The 24,797-nt window shown below is 60.5% G+C and carries 24 protein-coding genes and 1 pseudogene; 17 read left to right on the plus strand and 8 right to left on the minus strand.

From position 1 onward, the window contains the following. Positions 1-174 precede the first annotated feature (174 nt). The 17 genes and pseudogenes from IVB54_RS26795 to IVB54_RS26875 all read left to right on the plus strand — a co-directional run bounded on the left by IVB54_RS26795 (position 175) and on the right by IVB54_RS26875 (position 15,985). Positions 175-1,353: a tyrosine-type recombinase/integrase gene (locus IVB54_RS26795; RefSeq protein ID WP_247776509.1), complete on the plus strand. Its 1,179-nt coding sequence runs from the start codon at positions 175-177 to the stop codon at positions 1,351-1,353. A 176-nt stretch (positions 1,354-1,529) separates the two neighbouring features. Further along, positions 1,530-2,201 (plus strand): hypothetical protein, encoded by a 672-nt coding sequence (locus tag IVB54_RS26800; protein ID WP_247776510.1) that lies wholly within the window; start codon positions 1,530-1,532, stop codon positions 2,199-2,201. A gap of 75 nt (positions 2,202-2,276) precedes the next feature. After that, the gene (locus IVB54_RS26805; protein ID WP_247776511.1) at positions 2,277-2,504 is read left to right on the plus strand and encodes a hypothetical protein; all 228 of its coding nucleotides are present in this window, start codon (positions 2,277-2,279) and stop codon (positions 2,502-2,504) included. A 69-nt stretch (positions 2,505-2,573) separates the two neighbouring features. Further along, complete coding sequence (locus tag IVB54_RS26810) at positions 2,574-2,819, plus strand: hypothetical protein (RefSeq protein ID WP_247776512.1); 246 nt, start codon at positions 2,574-2,576, stop codon at positions 2,817-2,819. Then, positions 2,816-4,948, plus strand: a complete 2,133-nt coding sequence (locus tag IVB54_RS26815; RefSeq protein WP_247776513.1) for an AAA family ATPase — start codon at positions 2,816-2,818, stop codon at positions 4,946-4,948. The genes IVB54_RS26810 and IVB54_RS26815 overlap by 4 nt, the downstream gene beginning before the upstream one ends. A 324-nt stretch (positions 4,949-5,272) precedes the next feature. After that, positions 5,273-5,614: a hypothetical protein gene (locus IVB54_RS26820; protein ID WP_247298164.1), complete on the plus strand. Its 342-nt coding sequence runs from the start codon at positions 5,273-5,275 to the stop codon at positions 5,612-5,614. Between the two features lie 376 nt (positions 5,615-5,990). Beyond that, positions 5,991-6,185, plus strand: coding sequence for a hypothetical protein (locus IVB54_RS26825; protein ID WP_247776514.1), 195 nt, complete (start codon positions 5,991-5,993; stop codon positions 6,183-6,185). Between the two features lie 101 nt (positions 6,186-6,286). Next, entirely contained in the window at positions 6,287-6,553 is a 267-nt protein-coding gene (locus IVB54_RS26830) for a hypothetical protein (protein WP_247336604.1), read from the plus strand. Then, on the plus strand, positions 6,554-6,889 hold the full coding sequence (locus tag IVB54_RS26835; RefSeq protein ID WP_247776515.1) for a hypothetical protein: 336 nt from the start codon (positions 6,554-6,556) through the stop codon (positions 6,887-6,889). Between the two features lie 174 nt (positions 6,890-7,063). Then, a pseudogene (istA, locus tag IVB54_RS26840) lies at positions 7,064-8,554 on the plus strand (IS21 family transposase); the annotation flags it as partial. Positions 8,555-8,562: 8 nt separating this feature from the next. Next, a complete protein-coding gene (gene istB / locus IVB54_RS26845; RefSeq protein ID WP_346658833.1) occupies positions 8,563-9,426 on the plus strand; it encodes an IS21-like element helper ATPase IstB in 864 nt (287 codons plus the stop codon). A gap of 394 nt (positions 9,427-9,820) precedes the next feature. Further along, the gene (locus IVB54_RS26850; protein WP_256465291.1) at positions 9,821-10,912 is read left to right on the plus strand and encodes an acyltransferase; all 1,092 of its coding nucleotides are present in this window, start codon (positions 9,821-9,823) and stop codon (positions 10,910-10,912) included. Positions 10,913-11,313: 401 nt separating this feature from the next. Beyond that, positions 11,314-12,570 (plus strand): serine hydrolase, encoded by a 1,257-nt coding sequence (locus tag IVB54_RS26855; RefSeq protein ID WP_247336617.1) that lies wholly within the window; start codon positions 11,314-11,316, stop codon positions 12,568-12,570. Positions 12,571-13,099: 529 nt separating this feature from the next. Beyond that, complete coding sequence (locus tag IVB54_RS26860; protein WP_247776517.1) at positions 13,100-13,447, plus strand: hypothetical protein; 348 nt, start codon at positions 13,100-13,102, stop codon at positions 13,445-13,447. 276 nt (positions 13,448-13,723) lie between these two features. Further along, entirely contained in the window at positions 13,724-14,311 is a 588-nt protein-coding gene (locus tag IVB54_RS26865) for a pilus assembly protein N-terminal domain-containing protein (RefSeq protein ID WP_247776518.1), read from the plus strand. A gap of 1,234 nt (positions 14,312-15,545) precedes the next feature. Then, complete coding sequence (locus IVB54_RS26870; RefSeq protein ID WP_247776519.1) at positions 15,546-15,725, plus strand: hypothetical protein; 180 nt, start codon at positions 15,546-15,548, stop codon at positions 15,723-15,725. A gap of 23 nt (positions 15,726-15,748) precedes the next feature. Next, the gene (locus IVB54_RS26875; protein ID WP_247776520.1) at positions 15,749-15,985 is read left to right on the plus strand and encodes a hypothetical protein; all 237 of its coding nucleotides are present in this window, start codon (positions 15,749-15,751) and stop codon (positions 15,983-15,985) included. 31 nt (positions 15,986-16,016) lie between these two features. Here the strand turns inward: IVB54_RS26875 and IVB54_RS26880 are convergent, their stop codons facing one another. From IVB54_RS26880 to IVB54_RS26915, 8 genes are all read right to left on the minus strand, one after another. Then, positions 16,017-16,994 (minus strand): hypothetical protein, encoded by a 978-nt coding sequence (locus IVB54_RS26880; RefSeq protein ID WP_247776521.1) that lies wholly within the window; start codon positions 16,992-16,994, stop codon positions 16,017-16,019. 121 nt (positions 16,995-17,115) lie between these two features. Continuing rightward, positions 17,116-17,574: a hypothetical protein gene (locus IVB54_RS26885; protein WP_247776522.1), complete on the minus strand. Its 459-nt coding sequence runs from the start codon at positions 17,572-17,574 to the stop codon at positions 17,116-17,118. 30 nt (positions 17,575-17,604) lie between these two features. Next, positions 17,605-18,552, minus strand: a complete 948-nt coding sequence (locus IVB54_RS26890; protein WP_247776523.1) for a hypothetical protein — start codon at positions 18,550-18,552, stop codon at positions 17,605-17,607. Between the two features lie 560 nt (positions 18,553-19,112). After that, on the minus strand, positions 19,113-19,412 hold the full coding sequence (locus IVB54_RS26895; RefSeq protein WP_247776524.1) for a hypothetical protein: 300 nt from the start codon (positions 19,410-19,412) through the stop codon (positions 19,113-19,115). A 1,703-nt stretch (positions 19,413-21,115) separates the two neighbouring features. Beyond that, positions 21,116-21,769: a DNA oxidative demethylase AlkB gene (gene alkB / locus IVB54_RS26900; protein ID WP_198959272.1), complete on the minus strand. Its 654-nt coding sequence runs from the start codon at positions 21,767-21,769 to the stop codon at positions 21,116-21,118. A gap of 9 nt (positions 21,770-21,778) precedes the next feature. Further along, complete coding sequence (locus IVB54_RS26905; RefSeq protein WP_085352195.1) at positions 21,779-22,525, minus strand: 2OG-Fe(II) oxygenase; 747 nt, start codon at positions 22,523-22,525, stop codon at positions 21,779-21,781. A 158-nt stretch (positions 22,526-22,683) separates the two neighbouring features. Continuing rightward, positions 22,684-23,370 carry a DUF2848 domain-containing protein gene (locus IVB54_RS26910; protein WP_085352194.1) on the minus strand — a complete coding sequence of 229 codons (687 nt, stop codon included), beginning with the start codon at positions 23,368-23,370 and terminating at the stop codon, positions 22,684-22,686. Then, positions 23,363-24,712: an amidase gene (locus IVB54_RS26915; RefSeq protein WP_085352193.1), complete on the minus strand. Its 1,350-nt coding sequence runs from the start codon at positions 24,710-24,712 to the stop codon at positions 23,363-23,365. The genes IVB54_RS26910 and IVB54_RS26915 overlap by 8 nt, the downstream gene beginning before the upstream one ends. Positions 24,713-24,797: the final 85 nt, after the last annotated feature.

Here is a 24,797-nt window from a genome sequence, read left to right on the forward strand (position 1 = left end):
CTTCCCTTTCGGGAAGGCACCTTCTCCCACAAGGGGAGAAGGTGGACTCCATACAGCTCCACACAGCTCCACGCAACTCCGCTAACCGATTGTGATTGCTGATTTTATCTCTCCTGCGCTACAGTGGGCTCCATACTCCTGCACCCCCATTTTGGGGACATTTCGAGGGACACCATGGCCCGCCGCACCCGCTCTTCATTTCTGGAAAATCGTACTTCGCGCTTGAAGCTCGCGACGAGAAAGAAGCCTTACACGGCGCTGATCGCGCCCGGCATCTTTCTCGCTTATCGCCGCAACGCGAGCGTTGGCACATGGTCAGTGAAGTGCAACGGCTGGCTCAAGCGGTTCGGTCTCGCCGATGACCACGAGGAGGCCAACGGCGAGAGTATCATGACCTATTGGCAAGCGCTGGAGAGGGCCAAGACCTTGGCGCGTGCCGGCGAGACCAACACCGAGCAGCCCATCAGCGTTGCCGAAGCCGTGGACGCCTATGAAGCCGATCTCGAAACGCGCGGCGGGCGCAAGTACAACGCCACCCAGCTCCGCCTGCATCTGACCGACGCCTTGAAGAGCAAGGCGGTCGCACTGCTGACCGAGCGGGAGCTGCGCGACTGGCGCGCCGGCCTGGTGAAGGCCGGCCTGAAGCCCTCATCCGCCGATCGCATCGGGCGTTCGCTCAAGGCCGCGCTGGCGCTGGCTGCCAGGAACGATAAGCGCATCACCAATGCCGCCGCATGGAAGAATGGGCTCAGGAAGCTGCCCGACAGCGAGGTCGCTCGCAACGTGATCCTGCCCGATCAAACCGTGGCCGCGCTAGTTACCGGGTCGTATGATGAGGATCGTGGCTTCGGCTTGCTGATCGACGTTCTGGCCGAGACCGGCGCTCGTGAAAGTCAGGTGTTCAAGCTGGCGCCCGCCGATTTGCAAGACCATCTGGCCGAGCCGCGCTTGATGATCCCGACCAGCCGCAAGGGCAAGAACCGCAAGATCGAATATCGGCCGTTGCCGATCTCGACGCGGTTGGCGATGGCGCTGCGTAGGCAGGCTGCCGGCCGGGCGGCGCATGATCTTCTATTCGACAAGATGTGGAATTTGGCGACCCTCTTCAGCCCGGTGGTCGAACGTCTCGAACTCGGAACGGAGGTGACGCCCTATGCGCTGCGGCACAGCTCCATCGTCCGACAACTGCTGAAGGGCGTGCCGACCCGCGTGGTCGCCGCGCATCATGACACGTCGGTTGCAATGATCGAGAAGAACTACAGCCGCTACATCATCGGCGACCCGAGTGACGCTTTGACGCGCCCAACGTTGCTCGATTTTGAGAAACCGCTCAGCTTGGTACAAGCGGCCTAGGCTTCACTCGATCGTGAGCGCCATTAGCGCAACGGGCTGGCGCCGATCCTCGTTTAGCTCGCCGATGAGCTTTTCGACCCTGCGCCGGTCATTCCGACGCATTCCGAAGTGCTCGCTTCACGCATGGGCTCAGCCCGGCGGCTTACCCCGACCACAACCGGACGGAGGCATGCGCAGTGCTCAGAAGTACTAGCCGTAACGCCGAAACAGACATCTTTACTCAGCTCACGCAGGAGACATGGGAAGCCATCCAGGCAATTCGCCGCAAATGGCCCGGAGAGATCGACTGGTCAGAAGTTCGCAGGACAATAGAGGAAGCCGGCCGGGAGTTCTCAGAGATTGAGAACCTGAGAGAGCAAAGGAGGCGATCTGTAGAGTACAAAGCGGCTCTCGAAACTGCACAGCGAACCCTCGGCAGTCTGAAGGTAAAGCTGCTGCAACTGGAGAGCTTGTCGCCCTCGGGGAAGGACTTGGATGGATTACCTGATCCCGATCTCAAATTGCACGAGGCCCGGCTCGACCAACTAAGCGCTGAATATGAGAAATGGTCGACACCCTTCGGCGGCCGGAATAACCGAAATCGCGAGAGGCTGGAAAACAGGCTGCTGTCCATCTGGGAGGAGCAACTTCACGGGCGGCTCGGGTCCTCACTGAACAAGTTTGACGAACCGATCGGTCCATTGATCCGCTTCTTGAAGCTGACGCTCACCGCAATAACCGGAACGCGGCTCGGTCCACACGGCATCAGAAGCATTATCGACAAAGCAAAGAAACGGCGTCGGCGCGGCTCCTCCAAAGAACGGAAGCCAGTGGCGCGCCCATTGCGTCGCCAGGGTCAGAAGAACTGACGGTTCAAAACCCCACGTCACGTGCCCTCCATGACGCTCTACGGTCCTTCGTGCTGACACTGGAGGACAGTAGAAATGGCAGTCAAACTGAGCACCGCATCCGAGCGCGCGGCCTTCACCATCAAGGAGTTTTGCGAGGCCCATCGCATTTCAGAAGCGATGTATTTCAAGCTCTGCAAAGTCGGTCTCGGCCCGCGCGTGATGCGTGCCGGGCGCCGCGTGACGATCAGCATGGAGGCGGCCACCGATTGGCGTCGCGCGCGCGAGCATGCGTCCCAAGCGCCCGAAAACGCGGCGGCCTAGCCATAGAAAAGCGGCCCGCCACAGGCCGCTTCCCCATCATCGTCTCACGGATTTTTTGGGATATTTGTGATGAATACCATCGCGCTTGCGCACACGCAAGCATTGAAGCAGCAGCGTCAGGCAGCCGCCTACGTGGCCGTCGCGCTGAAGGTCATTCCGCTCGCCAAGAGTGCGGATGATCTCCGGACTTGGTGGAACGAGGAGCAGCAGCACAGGGGCGAATATGGTCTCACCGAGGCTCAAGCTGACATCCTGATCGGAGCCTGTAGGGAGCACGTCCGCAGACTCGGCGAAACGCGCGGCGTGCAGCCGTGAACGCGCACGCGCAAATCCTCAAGCCGAACATCGCGGCGATCACCGCGTTCTTGTACGCGCTGTTCGATCCGGCGTTCGTACATGCATTTCCTGATGCCTGGATCGAGATTGTCTGTATCTATCCGGACGGCCCGATCAAGTGGCGCTTCTTCTCGGCGCACAATGTGGAGCCGATCGTCGAGTACATCGTGAAGATGAACGAGCGCGGCCACAATTGCTACGTCGGCGCCGCCCTGCGTCACGGTGAGAAGCCGAAATCCGGGCGAGCGGGTAAGGCCCATTTTTGTGCTGCACGTTATTCCTGGGCCGACCTCGACCAGCCCGGCGACTACGAGCGTGCCGTCGAAATCTGCCGGCGTGAGGGACTCCTGCCCGGCGTCGTGGTGACAACCGGCACCATCCCGCACACTCGCGCTCAGGTGCATTTCCTGAACCGGGAGCCCCTCACCGAGCCCAAAGATGTCGAGGACGCCAACACCGCATTGTGTGAGCGCTTCGAGGGTGACGCAGTGCAGAACTGCGACCGCTTGGTGCGCGTCGGCGGTTCGATCAGCTTTCCTCCCGCGCACAAACAGGCGAAAGGCTATGTCCCCGAACTCACGACGGTGCAAATCAAGAGCGATATGCCTTCCTATTCGGTCGAGGCGTTGCGCGACTTGCAACCGGCGAAGCCGAAGTCGGCGGGCTCTGGCGCTCCCACCAACACCGGCGTGGCGAGACATGACTACTTCGATTCATTCGAACGCTATGCCAACGCGCAGATGCGGGAGGCTGGCCGCCTGACCGATGGCGACATGCAGGCCCTGCTTGAGAAGCACCAGAATGGCGGTGGGCAGGGCTGGCACAACGATTTGGTCGCCATCACTTGGGAACTCCTCGTGCGCGGATATGAGCCATTTGCCATTCAGATGGTCATCGGCAGCGCCTGCAAGAAGGGATTTGATGACCCCGATATCGGGAGGCTCGTCAATAAGAAGTGGGAGGAGTTCCAGGCGCAGAGGCGGGAGGCGGAGCGCAGCGAAGTCGAAGAACGCGTGGCAAAGGCGAAGGTGCCGAGCGCACTGGCGCTGGCCTACTACAACGAGCTGAGCGAGCTGCCGCCGAAGTCCTGGATCATGAAGTTCGTGCTGGCCCACGGCGAGACCTCGAATTGGTTCGGTCCGCCCGGCGTCGGCAAGTCGGTGCTGATGACCGATCTGGCATTCCATGTCGCATGGGGTTGCGATTGGCGCGGCTACCGCTCGAAGGAGCGCTGCGGCGTCGTCTACATTGCGCTGGAGCGCGGCGCGTTGGTCAAGCGTCGCCTGTCGGCCTATAAGCGCGAGTATGATGCACCCGATCTGCCGATTGCCGTCGCCTCCAACGTCATCGATCTGAAGAACAAGGGCTGCGTCAAGCTGATCGTCGACACGATCCGCGAGGCGGAAACCCGCTTCGGCTACAAGGTTGGTCTGATCGTGATCGATACGATCAGCAAGGGCATTGCTGCCGGCGGTGGCGACGAGGACAAGGCGAAGGAGGTGAACGTCGTGCTCGCCAACCTGCGCCGCGTCGAGGAGTTGACGACCGTCCACATCGCTTGCGTCGGTCACACCGGCAAGGACGAGGAGCGTGGGCATCGCGGCTCCAACGCGAATCTGGGCGACGTTGACTTGATGGTCCAGATCAGCGGCGGCGAAGGCGCGGTCAAGACTGCCACCGTCATCAAGATCAACGACGGCATGGAAGGCCCGCTCACGCACTACAAGATCGAAAGCGCGCTGCTCGGCACCGACGAGGACGGCGACGCCATCACGACCGCCATCATCTCCGACGATGCCGCCGAGGCCGCCCAAGAAGCCAAGGTCAAGAGGGGGCTGAGCGGTACCCAACGCCGCGCCATGGAGCTGCTGACCCGCTGCATCAATGACAGCGGGCGGCCGCCGCCGGCATCGCAGGAATTCCCCCGGAACGTCCGCGTCGTGGCGCTGGAGGAGTGGCACACCGCGTGTGAGCGCGGCGGGCTGTCATCGGCCGAGAAGAAGGAGGACCGCGATCGGGCTTTCCGGCGCGCCAAGGACGACCTGCAAACGTTCAATCGGACCGCCTGCCTCGACGGATTGGTCTGGCTGGTGCGCGATGATGGCTGAGCAGAGCGCGGACAGCGGACAAAAACGGACAATGTCCGGTCTTGTCTGCTTGTCCGTTTCCGGACGGACACGGACACACCCCTATAGGGGTGTCCGTCTGTCCGGAGGACCGTGGGGGTCGAGGGCAATTCGTTGGTCGCCGCGGCGCGGCCCGGCCGCATTGGCCGACCACATGGCAGCAAGCCGGGGAATTCTACGGTTACGCTGCTTTGAGCGTGGACCAACAGGAACAAGGAGGTTCGGACATGGAGCACTGACCTTATCTGCGGCGGACGTTAGGTCCGAGAAACAAGTCAACGCGTGAACATGAAACGGAGTCAAACAATGACTGAAATCCAAAGCGACCACTGCGCCACCGGCATCACCGAGCAGCCGGAGACGATCCTTGCGGGCCAGAAGCGCGCGCGCTCGTCTGCTGGGTCGATGCGTGCTGCCATCAAAGCTTGGCCGAAGCTCCGAGAGATCAAGAACGTGCTTCCGGAAATCTGTGGGATTGGGTTTCTTGCTTATGACACGGAGTTCGCCGAGGAAAGTGAACTGGACACGGTCTCGGCCTACTGGGAGTACCTGAAGCTCGCGGGTGAGGACTTCGGTGATCGGACGAACGAGCTGGAGCTTGCAATCAAAACGTTAACGGCGATCCTTGCAGCCAAGCCCAACGCCTAGCAGTCGAAGGCAGCACGTAGCGGCGCCCGCCGGTCCGACCGACCGGCGGGACAGAGACTAAAAGGTTCTTCCTACAAGGGGGCCATCGCCGATGAACTCGAAAAGACGCACAAGGAGCTGGACGCGAAACGCGAGCTGATCAAGGTGCAGCCCACGCTGGACGCCAAGCAACCGTATTCGCGGGCTGCGAATTTGAACGGCTGCGTGATCTGTACGGCCTCGCGCGGGGCGCAGCGGATCGAAAGCCGGTCGGGGGGGTATGTTCAAACATGGCCCAGCAAGGCCCCAGAACCGCACCGTCTGGTCCTTATGGGATGGGACGAAATTCCTAGGAGGGGGTTGCCATTTTGACGGCATTTAGTCCGGGAGGCCCACCGTGAAAACCAAGGCGAAGGCGCACCTTGCACCGACGGCCGCCGCCCAGCGCATGCGGGAACACCGCGCGCGGCAGGCGAGGGGCGCTACGCGAATTGCCATTGATCTCGACGGGGCCGACAAGGACTGGCTTCGCGGCCAAGGCACGCTGCTGGAATGGGACGAGGAAGATGCACGAGCACTCGGCAAGCTTTGAAGCTGGCACTGCGGAAACTGCACCGCAAGTTACAGCGTAACGAAGGTTGAGGTCGCGATCTGCTATTTGAAGGTCGACTTCGAAATAATGAGGAGACGACAATGGTCGTCAAGTTATCAGCGACGGACCTAGAAACTGGCCGCCGTTTGGTTGCCCGCAAGATGGGGCGTTCGGTGGTCCGCATTTTGCCGGAAGCCGATGATTTGGTTGCAATCAATCGGATAACCAAGCAAATCCGCGAACTGCTCTGGCGCCGCGATAATCCTGGCAACATGCGCGCGTGTCGCGCGCTGGTCCGCGAGCAAGCTCGGCTGTCGCTTGCGTATGAGCGACGCCATGGGAAGGCCCCCAACATCAAGCACGTGTAAATGACGAACGTCCCAACGCTCGAAGAGCGCCGTGCGATCGAAGCACAGGTTTCGCCCCAGCGGCGAGCCGAGATCGAAGGCCTCGTCAAATCGCTGGCCCCAGTGATCGGCGATTTCGTGCTGGCAGCAATCACGCCGTTGAAAGCGCGGCTCAACGAACTCGAGTCGCGCCCGACACTGCGGTACTTGGGCATTTGGGATGCATCGCGGACGTATCCGCCGGGATCCTTCGTCACGCATGCGGGTTCGCTTTGGCATACCGACGCGGAAAACACCGGCATTCGGCCGGGGGAAGGCGGCTTTTGGAAACTGGCAGTGAAGCGTGGCTCGAAATGAAAGTATTGGATCAAGCGAACGCCGAGTTGTGTCGCCATCGCGATCTTGCGCTCACCGCCTTGTCATTCGGCCTGCAATATTGACCCCCTAAGCCGGGGGATCGGCGTCCAAAATTGACCCCCTACAGGTTGGTCTGTTGCGCTGCCTGCTTCGTCATGAAGCAGGTGGTCGGGGATGCTGATCGTGGAGACAATCGCCCGGATACGGCGCGAGCACTTCATCAAGGGCAAGACGATCAAGGAGATCGCCCGTGACCTGAAGGTGTCGCGGAACACAGTCCGGAAGGTGCTGAGATCGGGAGAGACCTCATTCGAGTACGAGCGTGTTGTCCAGCCGCGGCCGAAGCTGGGACGATGGGCAGCAGAACTCGACGGGTTGTTGTCAGGGAACGCGGGCAAGTCCGCTCGCGAGCAACTGACATTGATCCGGATGTTCGAGGAGCTGCGTGAGCGCGGCTATGACGGCGGTTACGACGCCGTGCGGCGCTACGCCAGGCGATGGAGCAAGGAGCGCGGACAATCCACGGCCGCTGCCTACGTCCCGCTTAGCTTTGCGCCCGGAGAAGCTTACCAGTTTGACTGGAGCCACGAGGTCGTCCTGCTCAATGGCGTGACGGTGATGGTGAAGGCCGCCCATGTCCGGCTCTGCCACAGCCGGATGCTGTTCGTGCGTTGCTATCCGCGCGAGACACAGGAGATGGTGTTCGACGCCCACGACCGGGCGTTCGCCCTGTTCAAGGGCACCTGCGTGCGCGGCATCTACGACAACATGAAGACGGCGGTGGAGACGATCTTCGTCGGCAAAGGGCGTCTCTACAATCGCCGCTTCATGCAGATGTGCAGCCACTACCTGGTCGATCCGGTTGCCTGCACGCCAGCGTCGGGTTGGGAGAAGGGCCAGGTCGAGAACCAGGTTGGGCTTGTCCGGGAGCGCTTCTTCACGCCGCGGCTGCGGTTCAAAACCCTCGACGAGTTGAACGCGTGGCTGCTGGACAAGTGCATCGCCTACGCCAAGGCGCACCGGCATCCAGAACTGGCCGAACAGACGGTCTGGGAGGTGTTCGAAGCCGAGCGGCCGAAGCTCGTTCCCTATGCCGGCCGGTTCGACGGATTCCACGCGGTGCCGGCATCGGTCTCGACGACCTGTCTGGTGCGGTTCGACAACAATAAATACTCGGTCACGGCCAACGCTGTCGGGCGGCCTGTCGAGGTTCACGCCTACGCCGACCGCATTGTGATCCGTCAGGACGGACGCATCGTTGCCGAGCATGCTCGCTCGTTCGGCCGCGGCGAGACGACCTATGATCCCTGGCATTACGTGCCGGTACTGGCTCGCAAACCCGGTGCCTTGCGCAACGGCGCTCCCTTCAAGGACTGGGTGCTTCCGGCTGCGATCGAACGTGTGCGGCGTAAGCTTACCAGTGCCGACGATGGCAACCGGCAGATGGTCGATATCCTCAACGCGGTTCTGACCGACGGCTTGCCGGCCGTCGAAGCAGCCTGCGCCGAGGCGATCGCTCACGGCGTTCATTCCGCCGATGTCGTGCTCAACATCCTGGCCCGCCAGCGTGATCCTGCGCCGCCAGCCAACATTCTCACCCCGGCCGCACTGACATTGCGCCACGCCCCGATCGCCGACTGTGCCCGTTACGACAACCTCAGGAGAACCATCTGATGGAACGTACTCAACTCTTCGACCTCATGGGCGAGCTCAAACTCTACGGCATGAAGGCTGCCTTCGACGAGATCATGGCGACCGCTGTCAAACGCCAGCACGAACCCCAGCGCATTGTCGGCGACCTGCTCAACGCCGAGATCAACGAGAAGCAGGCCCGCTCGATTAAGTACCAGCTCACCATCGCCAAGCTGCCGCTGGCCAAGGATCTCGAGGACTTCCAGTTCGAAGGCACACCCATCAACCAGACGCTGGTCAATGATCTCGCCGGCGGCGGCTTCATCGCCCAGCAACGTAACGCCGTGCTGATCGGCGGTACCGGCACCGGCAAAACACATATGGCCATCGCAATCGCCAGAAGCTGCATCCGATCCGGTGCCCGCGGCCGCTTCTACAACGTGGTCGACCTCGTCAACCGTCTGGAGATCGAGACCCGCAATGGACGGCAAGGTCGGATTGCCGAGCATTTGACCCGGATGGACTTCATCGTCCTCGACGAACTCGGTTATCTACCGTTCGCCCAATCCGGCGGCCAGCTCCTGTTCCACCTCGTCAGCCGGCTCTACGAGCGCACGTCCATCGTCGTCACCACCAATCTCGCGTTCGGTGAATGGCCCAGCGTCTTCGGCGACGCCAAAATGACCACCGCGCTTCTAGATCGCCTGACCCACCATTGCGACATCGTCGAGACCGGCAACGACAGCTGGCGCTTCAAAAGCCGCGACGACGATCACGCAACCCGCGCTCGCACCGTCTCCGCAACCCCGACCAGCTCCGACGGTGCGAGCGCTACCGCCAAAACCCGCCGCTCGAAGGGGTCAAAATTGGACGCCGATACGGGGTCAAATTTGAACGCCGATTGACAGTGCCTCTATGGCCCGCGCGGAGTGTCACTCATACGACATTAAGGAAACATCACTCTGCGACTAGCAATTGGAAGCGACGTTCGTCCGCTTGTGGCCCGAAGGCGAAGGTAGCCGTCGTCTCGGGGCCTCGGCAGTCCGAGGCCAAACCGGCCATCGGTAAGGCGCGGGCAAATCGACGCGGACCGACGGATCGGCTTTGTTCCAACGCTCTCTTCCGACGAAAGTCGTAGAGGTGCTAGTTTAGGTTGTAACGTTAGGAAATTTGCAATCTATTCAACCTTAACTTGCGTCGGAATGCAATTCCTTCAAGGCGCGAAGAAACGTCCTTGAACGTGGCACTTCAACAATAACAACCCAATGCGGCGGCGCCGCGATTTGCCTGGAGGCTCGGTTGGCACTCCCAAATAAATACAATCCCGCACTAGATGGACTGCGGGCCTTGGCGATTGGCCTTGTCATTCTGGGGCACTGCCGCGTTCCCCTGTTCCGCCAAGGCTATTTTGGCGTCGATATATTCTTTATCCTTAGCGGCTTCCTGATTACCCGACTCCTTGTTGACGAATTAGACGCAACCGGACGAATCGCGCTGCGACGTTTTTATCTGCGCAGATTCCTTCGCCTCGCGCCGGCTCTCCTAGTATGCTTGAGCGCATATGTTCTGGTCGCCCCATGGCTTTGGCCGCAATATGAGGTCATCTCACACATCCGGGACGCGGGACTAGCAGCATTCTATCTGGCCGACTATTCGCAGGCCTTTTGGCATAGTCCGAACGTGCTCGTTCACATGTGGTCGCTTTCAGTTGAAGAGCACTTCTACCTTATCTGGCCGCTGGCAATCCTGGTGTTAGCTCGCATCGATCTCCGTTGGGGTCTGTACGGTCTCTTGGCGCTCTACCTGCTTGGCAGCGCGTGGCGCATCTTCGAGTATGAAAGTATGGGATGGGACGCTACCTATTATCGTTTTGATACGCGCTTCAGTGGGCTGGTGTGCGGCTCCATGCTGTCGATGTTCCTGCAAAACAAAGCGCCAATCTCGAAGAGCGCGGCCGATGCAGCGGGCGTCGGCGGGTGGACGGCGCTCGTTGTCTGTCTCACTATCGGCTACTGGGGCGCCCCCTGGTCCCTTGTCGTGATGACGCCTCTGGCTCATGTGGCCGGTCTCTGTTTGGTTATCTCAGCCTCAACACAAAGCTCCTGGGTCAACTCGATCTTGTCAGCGCCGCCCTTGGTCGGCATCGGTGTCATCTCTTACGGGATGTATCTCTGGCACTATCCCGCAGCTTTTTATCTTAGAGAGTTGATGCCCTGGTACCTGACCGCTCCAATCGTACTGGGCTTTTCAGTCATCGCGGCTGCGGGCAGTTACCTGAGCATTGAGCGACCGCTCAACCGATATCGCCGCAATCTCGGGGCTGATCACAACGCAAGCGCAGAAAGCGACGGTCGAGCGTCACAGCCGGCACTCGCTCCGGCGGCAACGTAGCTCTCCTATTCTCTTGTTCGGCTTACGCGCTATTGCGCAGGAACTCCTGACGTCGAGCACGCTGAGACCGTGGCGGCGAAGTCTGCCTGTGGCCCATCGCTGCCGTCCAAAGCGCGGCCGCTAACGTCCGCATTGGGGGTTACTGCCGTCATGCCTCTCGGAATTTGGGAAGGCAGCCGTGACCCAAAGCTGACCTCGCTCAAAAGCTGTAGGCCATTGACACAGCACGCTGCTTGGCTTAATGTTACTCACCGTAGCATTCGTGGTGAGGAGCAGTTGGCCCTCTCCAGCGATTTCGAGGTCGGATGGGCCAGGTTTGCGAACCGCGATTTTATCACTCTTGCAAGCGGCGCAGCGGTAGCTCCGATACCAGCGCCGGGAAAGTACTCTCGCGACGCTCTGTGCTGACCGGACTTGCGGCAACCTGCGTTGCGGCGTCGGCGAAATGGAGTTGGGCTGCTGAAATCGGTGGTGGTCCGTCCTTTTTCGCCGATGGCCCGGACGCCGAACTTTACGGCGCGGCCGAGAACTACCCGATCAAGGACCGATGGAGGATCTTCCAGCCCGGCAATCCGGCCTCGCCAAAATACCGCGTCGGCGCATTCAGTCATTACGATGAGATATTCCCGACACGCCACGTCGATCGCGCGGCCACATCCTGGCCATTCAAGCGAACGCCGGCGGATGTCAGCTACCACTACAAGGGAAACCGCGCTTCGCTTGCGGATTATCTGTCGCGCAATCCGGTGACGGGCCTGTTGATCGCTAAGGACGACCGGATTCTGGTTGAGTGCTATCAGTACGGCCGCACCGATCGAGACCGGCTGATATCGCAGTCGATGGCAAAATCTATCACTGGCATGCTGATAGGGATCGCGACCGCAGAAGGCGCGATCAAGTCGATCGACGATGCTGCGGAGACCTATGTTCCCGGCTTGAAAGGCACGGAATACGGTGCAACGCCGATCCGCGCGCTGCTGCACATGTCGTCTGGCGTGAAGTTCGGTGAAGAGAACGATGAAGCGAAAGGCAGCGGAGACGACCTCGATCGCCTGTGGGGCGACATGGTGCGCAAACACTGGTTTTCCCAAAAAGGCACCGTTGCCAGCATCGCGCAATTCAACCAACGGATCGCGCCGCCGGGGACGCGATTCCATTACGCCAGTATCGAGACGGACGTGCTTGGTCTCGTGCTGCATTACGCGACCGGTCAATCAATGTGCGGCTATCTCCAGGAAAAAGTTTGGCAGCCGATCGGCACGGAAGCGGATGCCAAATGGCTGATTGATGCGGAAGGCCGTGAGGTAGCGCACGGGTTCTTCAATGCGGTACTGCGCGATTACGCGCGGCTCGCCCGTCTGCTGGCCCACGACGGAGCGTGGGAAGGCAAACAGATAATACCTGCACAGTGGATGATTGATGCGACCACGGTGCTTGCCTCCGAGACGTATCTGGCAAAAGCCGAGGGAGGGTTCGGGTACGGCTATCAGGTCTACCTGTTTCCCGGCAGCAGACGGCAATTCGCGCTCTTGGGGCACCTCGGGCAGCGTATCCTCGTTGATCCGCCCTCGAAGCTGGTCATGGTGCAGACCGCCGTCGATGAAAAGTCCCCCGAAATCTGGCGTCTGTGGTCGGCCGTGGTCGCGCAGTTCGGGTGACGCCACCTTTTCTCCCAGGGGAAGAGAGGTCCTCCGCCCTCGACGTCGGAATAGAAAAGCCGAATGAGCTGCAAGGTCTGCTTCTGGCCCTTCGCTCCCGTTCAGGCGTGCCGCGACATGTCGGTTCTGAGCGGTAGACCGGAAGTTTGCAGCGGAGTGCTAGACTGACGCTTTTGACCCGCAGCAGTCGCTTGCGGTGCTCATTCACTTCGGATTTCAGCTCTTCGCCCATGCGGACACCCACGCCCAAATCATTGTTCGGTCGGCGGCAAACGCGAGCTGATCAAGGTGCAGCCCACGCTCGACGCCAAGCAACCGTATTCGCGGGCTGCGAATTTGAACGGCTGCGTGATCTGTACGGCCTCGCGCGGGGCGCAGCGGATCGAAAGCCAGTGACACCCCCGGGGGGGTGCACTCGAAACCGACCTGCAAAGCCCCGAGAACCGCACCGGCTGGTCCTTGTGCAATGGGATCAGATTCCTAGACGGGGGTTGCCCATTTTGACGGCATTTAGCCCGGAAGGTCCATCGTGAAAGACAAGGCCAAGGCGCACCTTGCACCGATGGCCGCCGCCCAGCGCATGCGGGATCACCGCGCGCGCCAAGCGATCGGCGCTACGCGAATTGCCATCGATCTCGACGGGGACGACGTGGATTGGCTTCGCAGCCAGGGCGTGCTGCTGGAATGGGATGAGGGAGATCGGAAAGAACTCTCAAAAGCTTTGAAGCTGGCGCTGCAGAAACTCCATCGGTTACGAAGCTCTCGCGACCTCCGATGGTCACGCCGCGTCGCAACGGAAACAGGCCAGTGCCGAACCCGTTCTTGTCAGCCATTGCGAGGTTCAATTGGCTTCTCAGCTTGGATGTGCAGGACGTAAAGCGTGTTCTGAAACTCGTCCGTCACTTCCATGCGCCAATCGCGCCTGGGTTTCAGCTTCCCGTCAGTGCCCTGAAGCATCTGCCCAGCCGTGACGGAGGCCTCCTTCCACCCGGCATGCTTGTCTGGACTGGCAGAATTGGACAACCGGATACCAGTTGATGAAGCCAGCGCACGCTCCGAGGTTGTCCCTAGACAGGGTTGGGGCTTCATGCCAAGCTGGAGGTTGTATTGAGAAGCTTTTTCCGAATTTCGGGGCTGCGGGAGGTATACGCAGATGTCCGCTCGATTTCTAAGTCAGTGGGCTTTCGCTATTTTCGCCACCGTTGGTGTGAGCACAGCTCTAGCTCAAGAGAGAGCCCCAGCAATTTCCGTGGGAGAAGAAGCGCGGGAAACTGTCCAGTTGAGGCCCGGCTTCCAACAGGAGTTAACGCTTCCGAACGGCGCAATAATTGGCAGCATACACGTCGGCGATCCGAACGTGGTTCACGCTACACCGGTCAGCGACCGGCGGTTCCTTATAACTGGCTTACCTCCTAAAGAAAACGGCAGTGCACCGGCTGCAGCCACAAGGGCAACGAACGTTCTGGTACTAGACAATGACAAGAAAGTGGTTGCAAAATTCGAGGTGGTCGTGGGCTACTTTCAGAACACGCATCTGGTCGAGATCCACAAGCGTATTGGAGGCAATAAAACTGCTGGAGGCGGCCAGACCGAGGTGCTGATGGGCGTTGAAAAATACCAATGCTCGCCCACCAAGTGCGATTTAGTTTTCCGAGATAAGGCTGAGTTACCCATTCAGTTTATTCAGCAAGATGTCCGACAACAGAACATCAATATCAATGGCGGGTCGCCCAACCAATGACGCTGGCGCGCACGACTTTGATGATATTCGCGGTATCTATTTCACACCCGGCGATGGCTGGTCAGTCCAAGGCGTATTTGGCAAAGCCGCCTTGTGAGGATGCTGAAAATGGTTTGCGCCCTGCGCGCGCGGATGAGTACTGCGATTATGTCAAAAGAATACCCCTCTGTGATGGAGACACAGCGGAGCGGTTGTTCCGTCAACCGCGTAATCCGGCTTACCTTATGCCAAAAGGGGGAAACCGTGGGGGAGATATGCCCACGAGACTGAGATGCTGGAAGGATGATTTTGGCGACGGCTAGAAACTTCCGAACTTGCGACTTCGTCGGGCGTGGCCCGACCAACTTCAATCAACAAGATGACTGCTATTCAACTGCTTCATTTGCAGCACATGCAGGCGGCTAATGGATTACCTTTGCGATGCTGCCACAGATTGTGAAGCTTCCCCGCCGTGAAAGCTTACAGTGTCTCCCGTGCCTGAGGGTCGACACGATCGTTCTGGGGTAAGCGCCTCGGGCGGCGAGAACTAATCCACACCCACGACCGGCAGTAGCTCGCCGCCGACTGATTGGGTCGATAATTTGCATCACGGGCAGAGCCGCATTTTTTGATGGCGGCATGCCTCGTCCTGCGCGCCATAGCACCACCCCTGCCGGTGGCCGCCCGGCGAGCTGCGCGAGATGGGGCCTAAGCGGTGTCGTGATCTGGTGCGCCGATTTCCGATGCGGCCATTGGATCGCGGTCAGCGCCGACACTTCGCCGGACGAGATGCGTCTATCCGACATCGAGGGACGCTTCGTCTGCTCGGCTTCCAGCTTGCGCGGCGCGGACGTTCGGCCGAATTTCAATGGGGCCGGCCTGGCGGTCGCCGTCATGGGATGTCGATAAAGACGGCCCCGGCCGTGGGGGCTTTTGAGGTGTGGAGGCCGGGGCCGCTGGAGGTGCTTAGACCTTGGAAGGCCAAGCGGCCTGAGCCTAGGAAAATTCGGCAAGCATCTCTGTTCGCTTCCGCACATTGGCTGTACGGTTCCACTCAGGGAACGGAGTAGCCGCAATCAAAGATATGCAGGCTCAGTCGGAAAAGCTCCGCGCGGATGCAGCCGAGTGCGCCCTCATCCGCGACCTGGCGACCGAATCCTAAAAAGCGAGAACTATTCACCCGGCTGGCGGATCATCTAAGCGTGCTCGCCGCTGAGGTCGAGCGTGCCGTGGCGGAAGGCATGAAAACCAAGAGATGAATGTCGGCTGGGGGCGGCCTTTCGACGAACCCATCGAGATTCCGGGCGGCGAGCTGGCGACCCTGCTGGACGCGGGCCGCTATATCGCCAAGCTGAGCCTGCGCGACGCCATCACCGAGGTCATGATAGACGCGCGCGTACATCCCAGGCCCAAGGGCGGATGCTCCGAAGGTTGACACATGAGGCGAGAGTCGAACCCGTGCCAAACAGATTGACGCCAAGTGAGAAGTGGGAGGCTGTTGGCCGCTACGCGGCCTTCTGCGCGCAAATCACGTCGCTGAATCTGCAGCTATGGGAATCAATTGTGGTCTACGCCGATACGTCCGAGGCCCATGCGCTGCTGCGCAGGTGGAAGGCCGCCGGTTTGTCGAAGTACGAACCTGATCCGCTGGTGGCGATTGCCGAAGCCGAGCAGCGACAGCGAGCGAGCCCATGATCTCTCGCTCTTCTTTGGCTGCCGGGCTAACTCAGTGAGAACTAGTCTTCTCAGCTATGTCCATGTAGGTGCGAAGGATGTGGTCTGCGAGTTGTTGCGGCGAGAACTCGCGACCGTTCGCATCGGTGCTGACCCATGCATGGTAGTCCTCCCGTATGAGTTGATACGAGAAACGCAGCGATTTCAGCTTCGCAGGCTTGTTCATAGAGCCATAGAATCCGGGCAAAGTCGGAAATCCCTTGAATACTTCGATGAGCAGATGAGCATCTTGAAGGGAATTTGAGTAATGAGGACGGAAACTGCAGATGGCATTGCACGGAGAAAGGCCGGTTAGAATCCGGTATTCCTGCGAACGCTTTGCAGTTATTGCGATGCCCGATTTCGTAATTTGCTCGGCGTGGTGTTCGATAGCGATTGACAAATCTTCGTAGGCCTGAACTGAACTCCGAACACCAATCTCGGTCGATTGAAAGCGCTCTTGCTTCTCCTTGAAGGCCCGTGCTCTGCGGAGACGGTCGGCGCGTTCTGCGACACTTTCTTCGTGGGGTTCGCTACCCCGCTCCGTAGCGCGTGCTTCCACAACTGCCGCTGCGGCCTCAACTCCCCAACGCGAGAGGCCAACATAGAGCCGGGTCTTCGGCAGCCACGGCGGCATTTTGGGACGATCTACCGTCGGGACGAAGATTACGAAGTCCCACCCATCATCCAGCGATCTATTCTTTATGGCGTCACGTTCGACGCGGGTCCAAGGCGTCTCGCCCCACTCTGGGCGATAGAGAACCACGACCAGCCGGGCGGTTTCGCCATAAACCTTGCTAAAGCTCTCTTGCCCATCCTTGCCGGCGATCTCTCTCTGACGTTCGCTGTAGATAAACGTCTTTAGCCGGGAGGCCAGCAGGTCGTTTAGTTGCGTAGCTACGCCTTCGTCGAGCGCGCAGAAACTGAAAGCAATGTCGTATTCGAACTGTTCGCTCATCAGCCCCATTCCAGCCAAAGAATCTTCAAACAAAGATGCTTCCGCTTTGCAATCCAAACAACCGAGATGTTCTCTTATGCCCGGAAAACTACTTCTGAACTGGCGGATGCGCGGTGGAGCGGTCGAGGGCGCGGAAGTGATTTTCGAAGAGTCGTCACCGCGCCCTCTTACCTTGCAACATCCCGATCACATCCGTGAGAAAATCTCGATAGACCAACTCCGGCAGTCGATTTTCACGAACAGCGTGTCCCAAGAACCAGAACGCAAATCCTAGCGCAAACGTCAGCGGCAGCACTCCGATGGGCTTTCCGCCTTCGTCAGCGGCCTGATCGCGAAACCAGCGCAAACGGTCATTTTCAAATCGGGTCAGCTCCGCGAGTGTTTCGTTACGACCATCTTCCGGCACGTGCGCCAACACCGCCTCAAGCACCACCACACTCAGATAAGCGGCAGCCTCAAGCTCGGTTTTCCCTGCTTTTCTACAATCGCCGGCTGCTCGCTTTAGGTTTGGAAAGGTTTTGAGCAGCGCTTTGAGTTCAGGAACAAACATCAGAATCGAATGGATGTTGACGATCACTTCGGTCCAATATTTGAAGCCGGTCCATCCAAACATCCTATGACCTCTTAAGGGTTGATCAGGCGCTCAACTCTCTTCGGCGTCATCATCATTATTTGCGATGAATGGGAACGCGGCTTGCCGACTTGCCGGAATAAATTCCAATACCTCCACAATTTTATATTCGTTTCGGTACTGGCTGGATGCCGTACGCTTTTCCGTCACCCGCAGTTTGACTCGCCACGTATCGCCTATTCTTACGTATCCGCGCGCACGCACCTGATCCGCTATGCTTGTCTCACTAATATCGGCAGAAACGGTCTTGCCGCCGTAGCGAAATCGCCAAACGTGCGACTCAGAATCAAAGTCGGGCCGCGTGACCTGCAGGTGGGCCACTACGGTCTGAGGCTCGAACGTCTCCTCATCCTTAGTTGCCAATTCCTCGCGGCCCTCCACGATTGCTATCGCATCCGCCTTGCTTATCGTTTCGCCCTTCATTGAACTTTCTGGATCGAACTGAAGCGTATCAATTCCGCTCCGCTTCAGGGGCGAGACAACTTTAGCTGCGTAATCGCGGATGATGGGGTCTTCCCCGAGTCTATAAACATTCCGGTTCACAATAACGGTGTTGCCATCGCCCTTGAACTTCACCGCAACCGTTCCTTGAGAATCTATTGTCGAGATCGTTGCTTCGTGATCGCGTACCTGCAGCACCGGAGAGACACTTTCGATCTCATTGCCTTTCCGTCGCGCGAGATATTTGAAAAGGCCGAAAACGGTTGGCGGCAGTCCTATTAGCCCTAGCCAACTGGCGATGCTCTGAGCATTCTTGAGGGTGTGCTCGTCGGTAAGAAGAGCCCCGATAGAACTGAGTATCGATTGAATCAGCTCCAGATTTATTTGGAAGCACTTATGCTCAAAGTCCGACTGTACGATGAGGTTGATCTTAGCGGCATCGCCGTTGAAGGTCGCGTTAGCCCGCTTTATTAGCTCTCCTAAGGCCAAGAGCGCGGGTGCAAGATCGGCGACGTCCATCCCGTGCTCGGATAGCGCAGGCCCGTCGTATCGTAGTTGAAATGTGACCTTTGACATGCACCACCCCCAGCTCAGCTCAATCTTTGATCATTGAACGGGCGTTTGTGCAACCGACTCCTTAGTCGTCAGCGGCTCGTGGTAACTCCGCCCGACGTTGCGACCCGCCCGCGCCATGGATCGCCGTTGTGTTGCCGCTGGTGGATTCGCCTATTCTTTGCGCGGCGCTACAGTCCGTTGCCCCGTACTAGTGGGAAGGCTTGCCCGACATCATGGCGGGTCTGGGTAGCAGTCACCTGTTGTGGGCCAGCCATTCTTCGTGGGCGTGGTGCTCTCGTGGCCGATCACCTTGCCTCGCGCGTCGTAGTTCGTCGCCGTGGCCTTGGCTGTCGGTCGCAGACCGGCCGAGCGTCGTAAGTCGTGCGCTGCTGCGCCGACGCTGCGCCGGTCGTCAGCGCCAACGTCAGGAGGGTGGGCAGGAGCTTGCGCAGAGGATTCGGCATACGCCAAAGATAGCAGAGCGCAGGTTTGTCGTTAGCCCGCACTCCGCCGACGTGCCGAGCTTACCTCCCCAATCGCAAGCGGATGTCCGCGAGCATGGCCCGCGCATAGGCCGCGTATGTGCGCGATTTCAGTTCGAGGTCGCTGCTGAGTCGATCCACAAGATCGCCCGACACCATGTCCGTGCAATCCAGACCAGCGTGCAGGCGCGCGAGATCGGTATCGAACAAGGTTCGTAGTTGACCTCGTGCTCGACCGTGGCCCGGCTTCCAGTTGAGGAATTCCTCAACAGCTTTGGTGAAGGTATCTCGGACATGACCGGGCGCGTGGCCATGTCGCAGGCGTGCATTGTGGACGTGCATGTTCAGTCTCCTCTGTGAAAAAAGGAGACCTTTGGTTAGGCCCCGATCACGCCCGCCTACCCGCAAGGTCTGAAGGTCTGCCTTGCCCTGCCTTACCGCGCCAAGGTGCAAGCACCAGCGAGTGGCCTAAGATCGGGTCGGCCCCTCAATCCTTTCAGTCTACGGCGCGCGCCAGCCTCGTCAATTTAGGTCAAAACGGACTACGACGACGGATGGTCTAGAAGCCCGGCGGGGACACAAGCGGCGGGGTGGGGCGTGATTTTTTTTCGCGGCGGCGCAGGCGAGGACTTCAGCGCCAGCCACACGGCTCCATAGAAATTCATATAATTTTCTCGGAGCTGGCCGTCACCGGATCGCGCGGCATGTCCATCGGCCGCATCAGGCGGGCCGAGGCTTCATCCCATGCCGAGCTGTGGGCGTGGAATTGCTGGCCGGCCGGCAGGCCGTGCAAGGCGGACGAAGCCGGAAGGCGGCGCCAGCCTGGACGACGCCAAGGCTCAGTTTCGGGAGGTGTGGCAAGGGATCAGGGCAAGGCTGACCGAGGCCGACATCGCAAGGGCGAAGGGATACGCCGAGCGCAGCGCCGAAGCGCAGGCGCGGTATCGGCGGAAGGGGAAATAGGCCCAAAGTGGCGATGTCTATTGAGAGGCCGCCAACTGAGGCGGCGTTAGTTCTTTGTGAGTGGCTTCGGCGGCCGCTCTGCCATCGCGTCCGCATCAACGGCCGGAAGCTCCTCAGTACAAGGAATTTGTTCCAGACATGAACTGCGGGGCTGACGCCGAGCTGAGGCCTTGGCTGGCAGCACGCTGTCAAGCGCGAGCCGCAAGCCATGAACTAAGAAGATGCCGTTTAGATCTTGGACGAATGAACAAGTTGTATCGGCAGGCAGTCCGGGCCGGGCTCACCGGAGGCGGATATCGCCACCGCAGGGGCGACGCCGCGCGCAGCGCCGAGGCGCAGGCCCGGTATCAGCGGAAGGGGGAAGTAGACCAAAGTGGCGATGTCTATTGAGAGGCCGCCCACTGAGGCGGCCTTACTCTTTGGTCTCGCGCCACATCTGTTCGCCACACTCGCATCTATAGATGCGCACGGTGCCGCCAGTTCGGGCGTTCAGGAACTTCTGTAGCAGGCTGGTGCTGGCCGCACAGCGTTCACACTTGATCTGATTGTCCACTGACGGGATGCATCTCGCGCCGACTGGAGGGACATGGCTCTCGCTCCGAACTTCAGGCGGGAGCGCGGTAACGTCTCTCTGTCACCGATGGGTACCAACGGAATCGCGCGGTGATAGAATAGCTATACGCCTACACTCCGGTTGCGGCTATAGGAACGCATCAAAGAAGGCCATTCTTTAAATCAAACTAGCCACTGAGGTCGGAACACAGGCCAACGCCCTACCGCCGCTACCGGCCGAAATAGGCCACCCGCCATTTCAAAACAGGCCGCTGAATCGAACAACGCCCCCAAGCTGAATGAATGCTTGGTGACGCTGCGCTAGTCCCGGAAAGTGCAATCCCCCGGTACTGAGTAAGTCGTGCGACGCACCAGCGAATACAATGGGCGGGTCGCAGAGGGATGATCCGCCGGGCGCGGCCAGCTCGGAACCCTGTGATGGGGACACCACACGGACACCGGCCGAGGTTTTCCTCATCGTTTCAACCGGTTAGGCTGTGCGCGAATCTCCCACAAGGGGAGAAGGAAGATCAGCGCGTCCTGCGGAACGTCAGATTGACCCGCTTGCGGCCGAGCAACGCATGCTCGCCGTCGGCGAGCGGCGCGACGCCGTGATAGGCCAGCCTGCTAGGGCCGCCCCAGGCCACGACGTCGCCATGCACCAAGCGGAAGCGGCGCGGCTTGTCGCTGCGTGCCAGGCCGCCGAACAGGAAGGTCGCAGGTAGCCCAAGTGAGACCGAGACGATCGGCGCCGAATAATCCAGCTCGTCCTTGTCCTGATGCAGCGACAGCCGCGTGCCAGGCTCATAGCGGTTGACGAGGCAGGCATCGGGCGCAAAGCCATTAAAGCCGCCCTGCTCCGCCGCGCGGCGGGCGAGATCGCGGAGCACGGGTGGCATCGCCGGCCACGGCGCCCCGGTCCGCGGGTCGATGGGATCATAGCGATAGCCGGTATGATCGGTGATCCAGCCGCGCTCGCCGCAATTGGTCATGGCGACCGACATCAGATGCCCGCCGGGCGTGGTCATGCGCCGGAACGGCGACTGCGCCACGATGGCGCGCACCGCATCGATCAACTCGCTTTCGATCGGCTTGACGAAGCCGCGCAGCAGCACGGCGCCGTCGGCGATCTTCTCGCGCGACGGCTGAGCTTCGGCGACATTATCGAACAAATCCCCCATCAGCGGCAGCGTTTATTTCGCATCGTGAAAGATCACACCCAGCGTGTAGCGCTGGCCAGAGCGAATCCGGCTGACGCCATGGCGGAGATTAACGCGGTAGGTGCCGCGTGTCCCCTGCACTGGACGATGATGCACAGCGAAGGCAACGGCGTCGCCCTGCGCGAGCGGAACCACTTCGGCGCGGGACTGCATGCGCGGGCGTTGCTCGGTCAGCACGAACTCGCCGCCGGTGAAATCGCGTCCCGGCTCGGACAAGAGGATCGCGACCTGGAGCGGGAACACGTGCTCGCCATAGAGATCCTGATGCAGGCAGTTGAAATCGCCGGCCTCATATTGCAACAGCAGCGGCGTCGGCCGCGTTTGGCCTGCCTCGTGGCATCGTTTCAGGAACGCGGCGTGAGTGGCGGGATAGCGAATGTCGATCCCCATCGCCTCGTTCCAGCGATTGGCGACGCCCTGGAGATGCGCGTAGAGCGCCGGGCGCAACTGCGCGATCAGATCGGGCAGCGGATAGGAGAAATATTTGTATTCGCCGCGGCCAAAGCCGTGGCGGCCCATGACGATACGGCTGCGGAAGTTGGTGTCGTCGGGATAGAGCGCGGCGACGGCGCGGCACTGCTCCGGCGTGAGCAGGCCCTTCAGGACGGCGGAGCCGTGGGTGTCGAGCTCGCCGGTGATTTGCGGCCAGTCGAGGGCATCGACATGGGCGGCAGTATCCGCTGACGGGGATTGAGGCGATTTGCGTGCTGTTGCTGTCATGGCTCTCTGACCTTCGCAGGACCGCCCCGTCCTCTACCACCCGATTTCCGTCTCTCTCCCCGTCATTGCGAGCGGAGCAAAGCAATCCAGAATTCCTCCGCGGAACCAGTCTGGATTGCTTTGTCGCAAGAGCTCCTCGCAATGACGAAGGAGAGACTTTAGCCCCGCACCGGCAGCGTCACCACGTCATAGCCGTGCTTGATCGTGCGCTTCAGCACGGGGTCCTCCAGCTCGAAATCGAAGCGATCGGCGGGACGGATGCCGCCCTTCGCCGCAAACGTACCGCCGAACATGGCGCAGCCGTCGGGGAATTTCCCACCGTCGAAGCCACGCGCGATGAGGTCGACGACCGGCAGCATCGCGTCGAGCGTGCCCTCCTGGTAGAGCACGCGCTCGCCCTTGATCGTGGCCCAGGAGCGCAGGATCATCCTGTCCCAATGGCCGATGACGTCCTCGAGCTCCCACACGGTGGATGCGATCGGCTTGTCGCACATCTGCTTGGACACCGTGACGTTGTAGGCTTCGACCTTGCGGTCGGTGTGGTCGGAACCGCAGCCGACGAAAATGCGACCCTGCCAGCCGATCAGCACGAACTCGACCTCGCCGGAGGAATCGCCGCCGGTGCATTCGATGCTGTCCTCCTGCGTCAGCCGCCGCGCCGAGGCACGGTAGTAGATCGGCGTCGAGGCCGGCGGCGCGATACCCATCTCCTGCAGCTCGGCAATGTGCTTGTCGCGCGCGACCGGATCGCGGCCGGTCCAGCCGGCGATGACCATCTGGTCGATCGCCAGCGTCAGCGGCGTGGTGGTGTCCTGGGCGTCAACGGTGAAGGTCAGGTCAAACACGAATTACGGCCTCCATGCCGGCAGCAAGCTCGAAGATACGGCGGTCCGATCCGCCCGCGCCCGCCAGCATCAGGCCGACGGGAATTTCGCCCTCGCGATGCGCCGGCAGCGAGATGGCGCAACCGTCGATCATGTTGATCAGGGTGCAATTGCGGAGCGCCCGCAGGTTTTCCCTGGTGAACTCCTTGTCGTCGGCGAGATCGGCGATTTTCGGCGGCGTGTTGGCGGTGGTCGGCAGCACCAGCGCGTCATAGGGCGCGATCCGCGCATTGACGCGGGCGATCAGCGAGCGGCGCTCGTGGAGAAGATCGATGTAGTCCGCCGCGCTCTGCGCCTCGCCGCGCATGATGCGCACGGAGACTCGGGGATCGTAGACGTCACCCTTGGATGTGAGGAGGTAGCGGTGCCAGGCGTAGCTTTCGGAAGCCGCAAAGCCGCCCTTGGCGTTCATCGGTCCGATGTCGTGGAATTCGGCCATCTCCATGCGCTCGATGATCGCGCCGTGATCGGCAAGGCTCTTGAGCGCACGCTCGAATGTCCCGGCCACAGCCGCGTCGAGGTCATCGAGCGCGATCGTGGTCGGCACCGCCAGCCGCATGCCCTTGACAGGTCGCGGCTTCAGCGGGCCGATCAGCTCGTTGGCGAGCACGGCATCGAGAATGGCACAGCAACTGACCGATCGTGCCAGCGGCCCGATGCTGTCGAGCGAGAACGACAGCGGCACAGCCCCGTCGAGCGGCACGCGCCGCTGCGTCGGCTTGTAGCCGACGATGCCGTTATAGGCCGCCGGAATCCGGCAGGAGCCGCCGGTGTCGGTGCCGAGCGCGCCATGCGCCATGCCGTCGAGCACGGAGACCGCGGCACCCGAGGACGAACCGCCGGGCACGTGGCCCTCGGCCCGGTTCCAGGCGCCCTTTGGCGTGCCGTAATGCGGATTGATGCCGATGCCGGAATAGGCGAACTCGGTCATGTTGGTGCGCCCGATCACGACGAAGCCGGCCTTGCGCAGCCGCGCTACCGTGGGGGCATCCTGCTCGGCCGGCGAGGAATCATCAAGCGCGCGGGAGCCGGCGCGCGTCACCTGGCCCTTGATGTCGAAGAGATCCTTGATCGAGACCGGGATACCGGCGTAGCGCGACGGCGCCGCCTTCACCTTGCGCAAACCGTCCATCGCATCCGCCGCCACAAGCGCGGCGTCCCTGTCCACATGGATGAAGGTACGCTGCCCCTCGCCGGCCGGATCGGCGATTTTGGCGATGCAAGCCTCGACCAGCTTGCGGGAGCTGGTGCGGCCGCTTTCGAGGTCTTCGGCGAGCTTCTTCAGTGTCGAAAAATCGGGCATGTCTGTCTCACGGAATATTTGCGCGCAATGTATAGCGCTGCCTCACTTCGACACAAGCATTGTGCGCATGATGGCATGCATGCGC

Source organism: Bradyrhizobium sp. CW1 (assembly GCF_023100665.1).
GTDB lineage: Bacteria > Pseudomonadota > Alphaproteobacteria > Rhizobiales > Xanthobacteraceae > Bradyrhizobium > Bradyrhizobium canariense_D.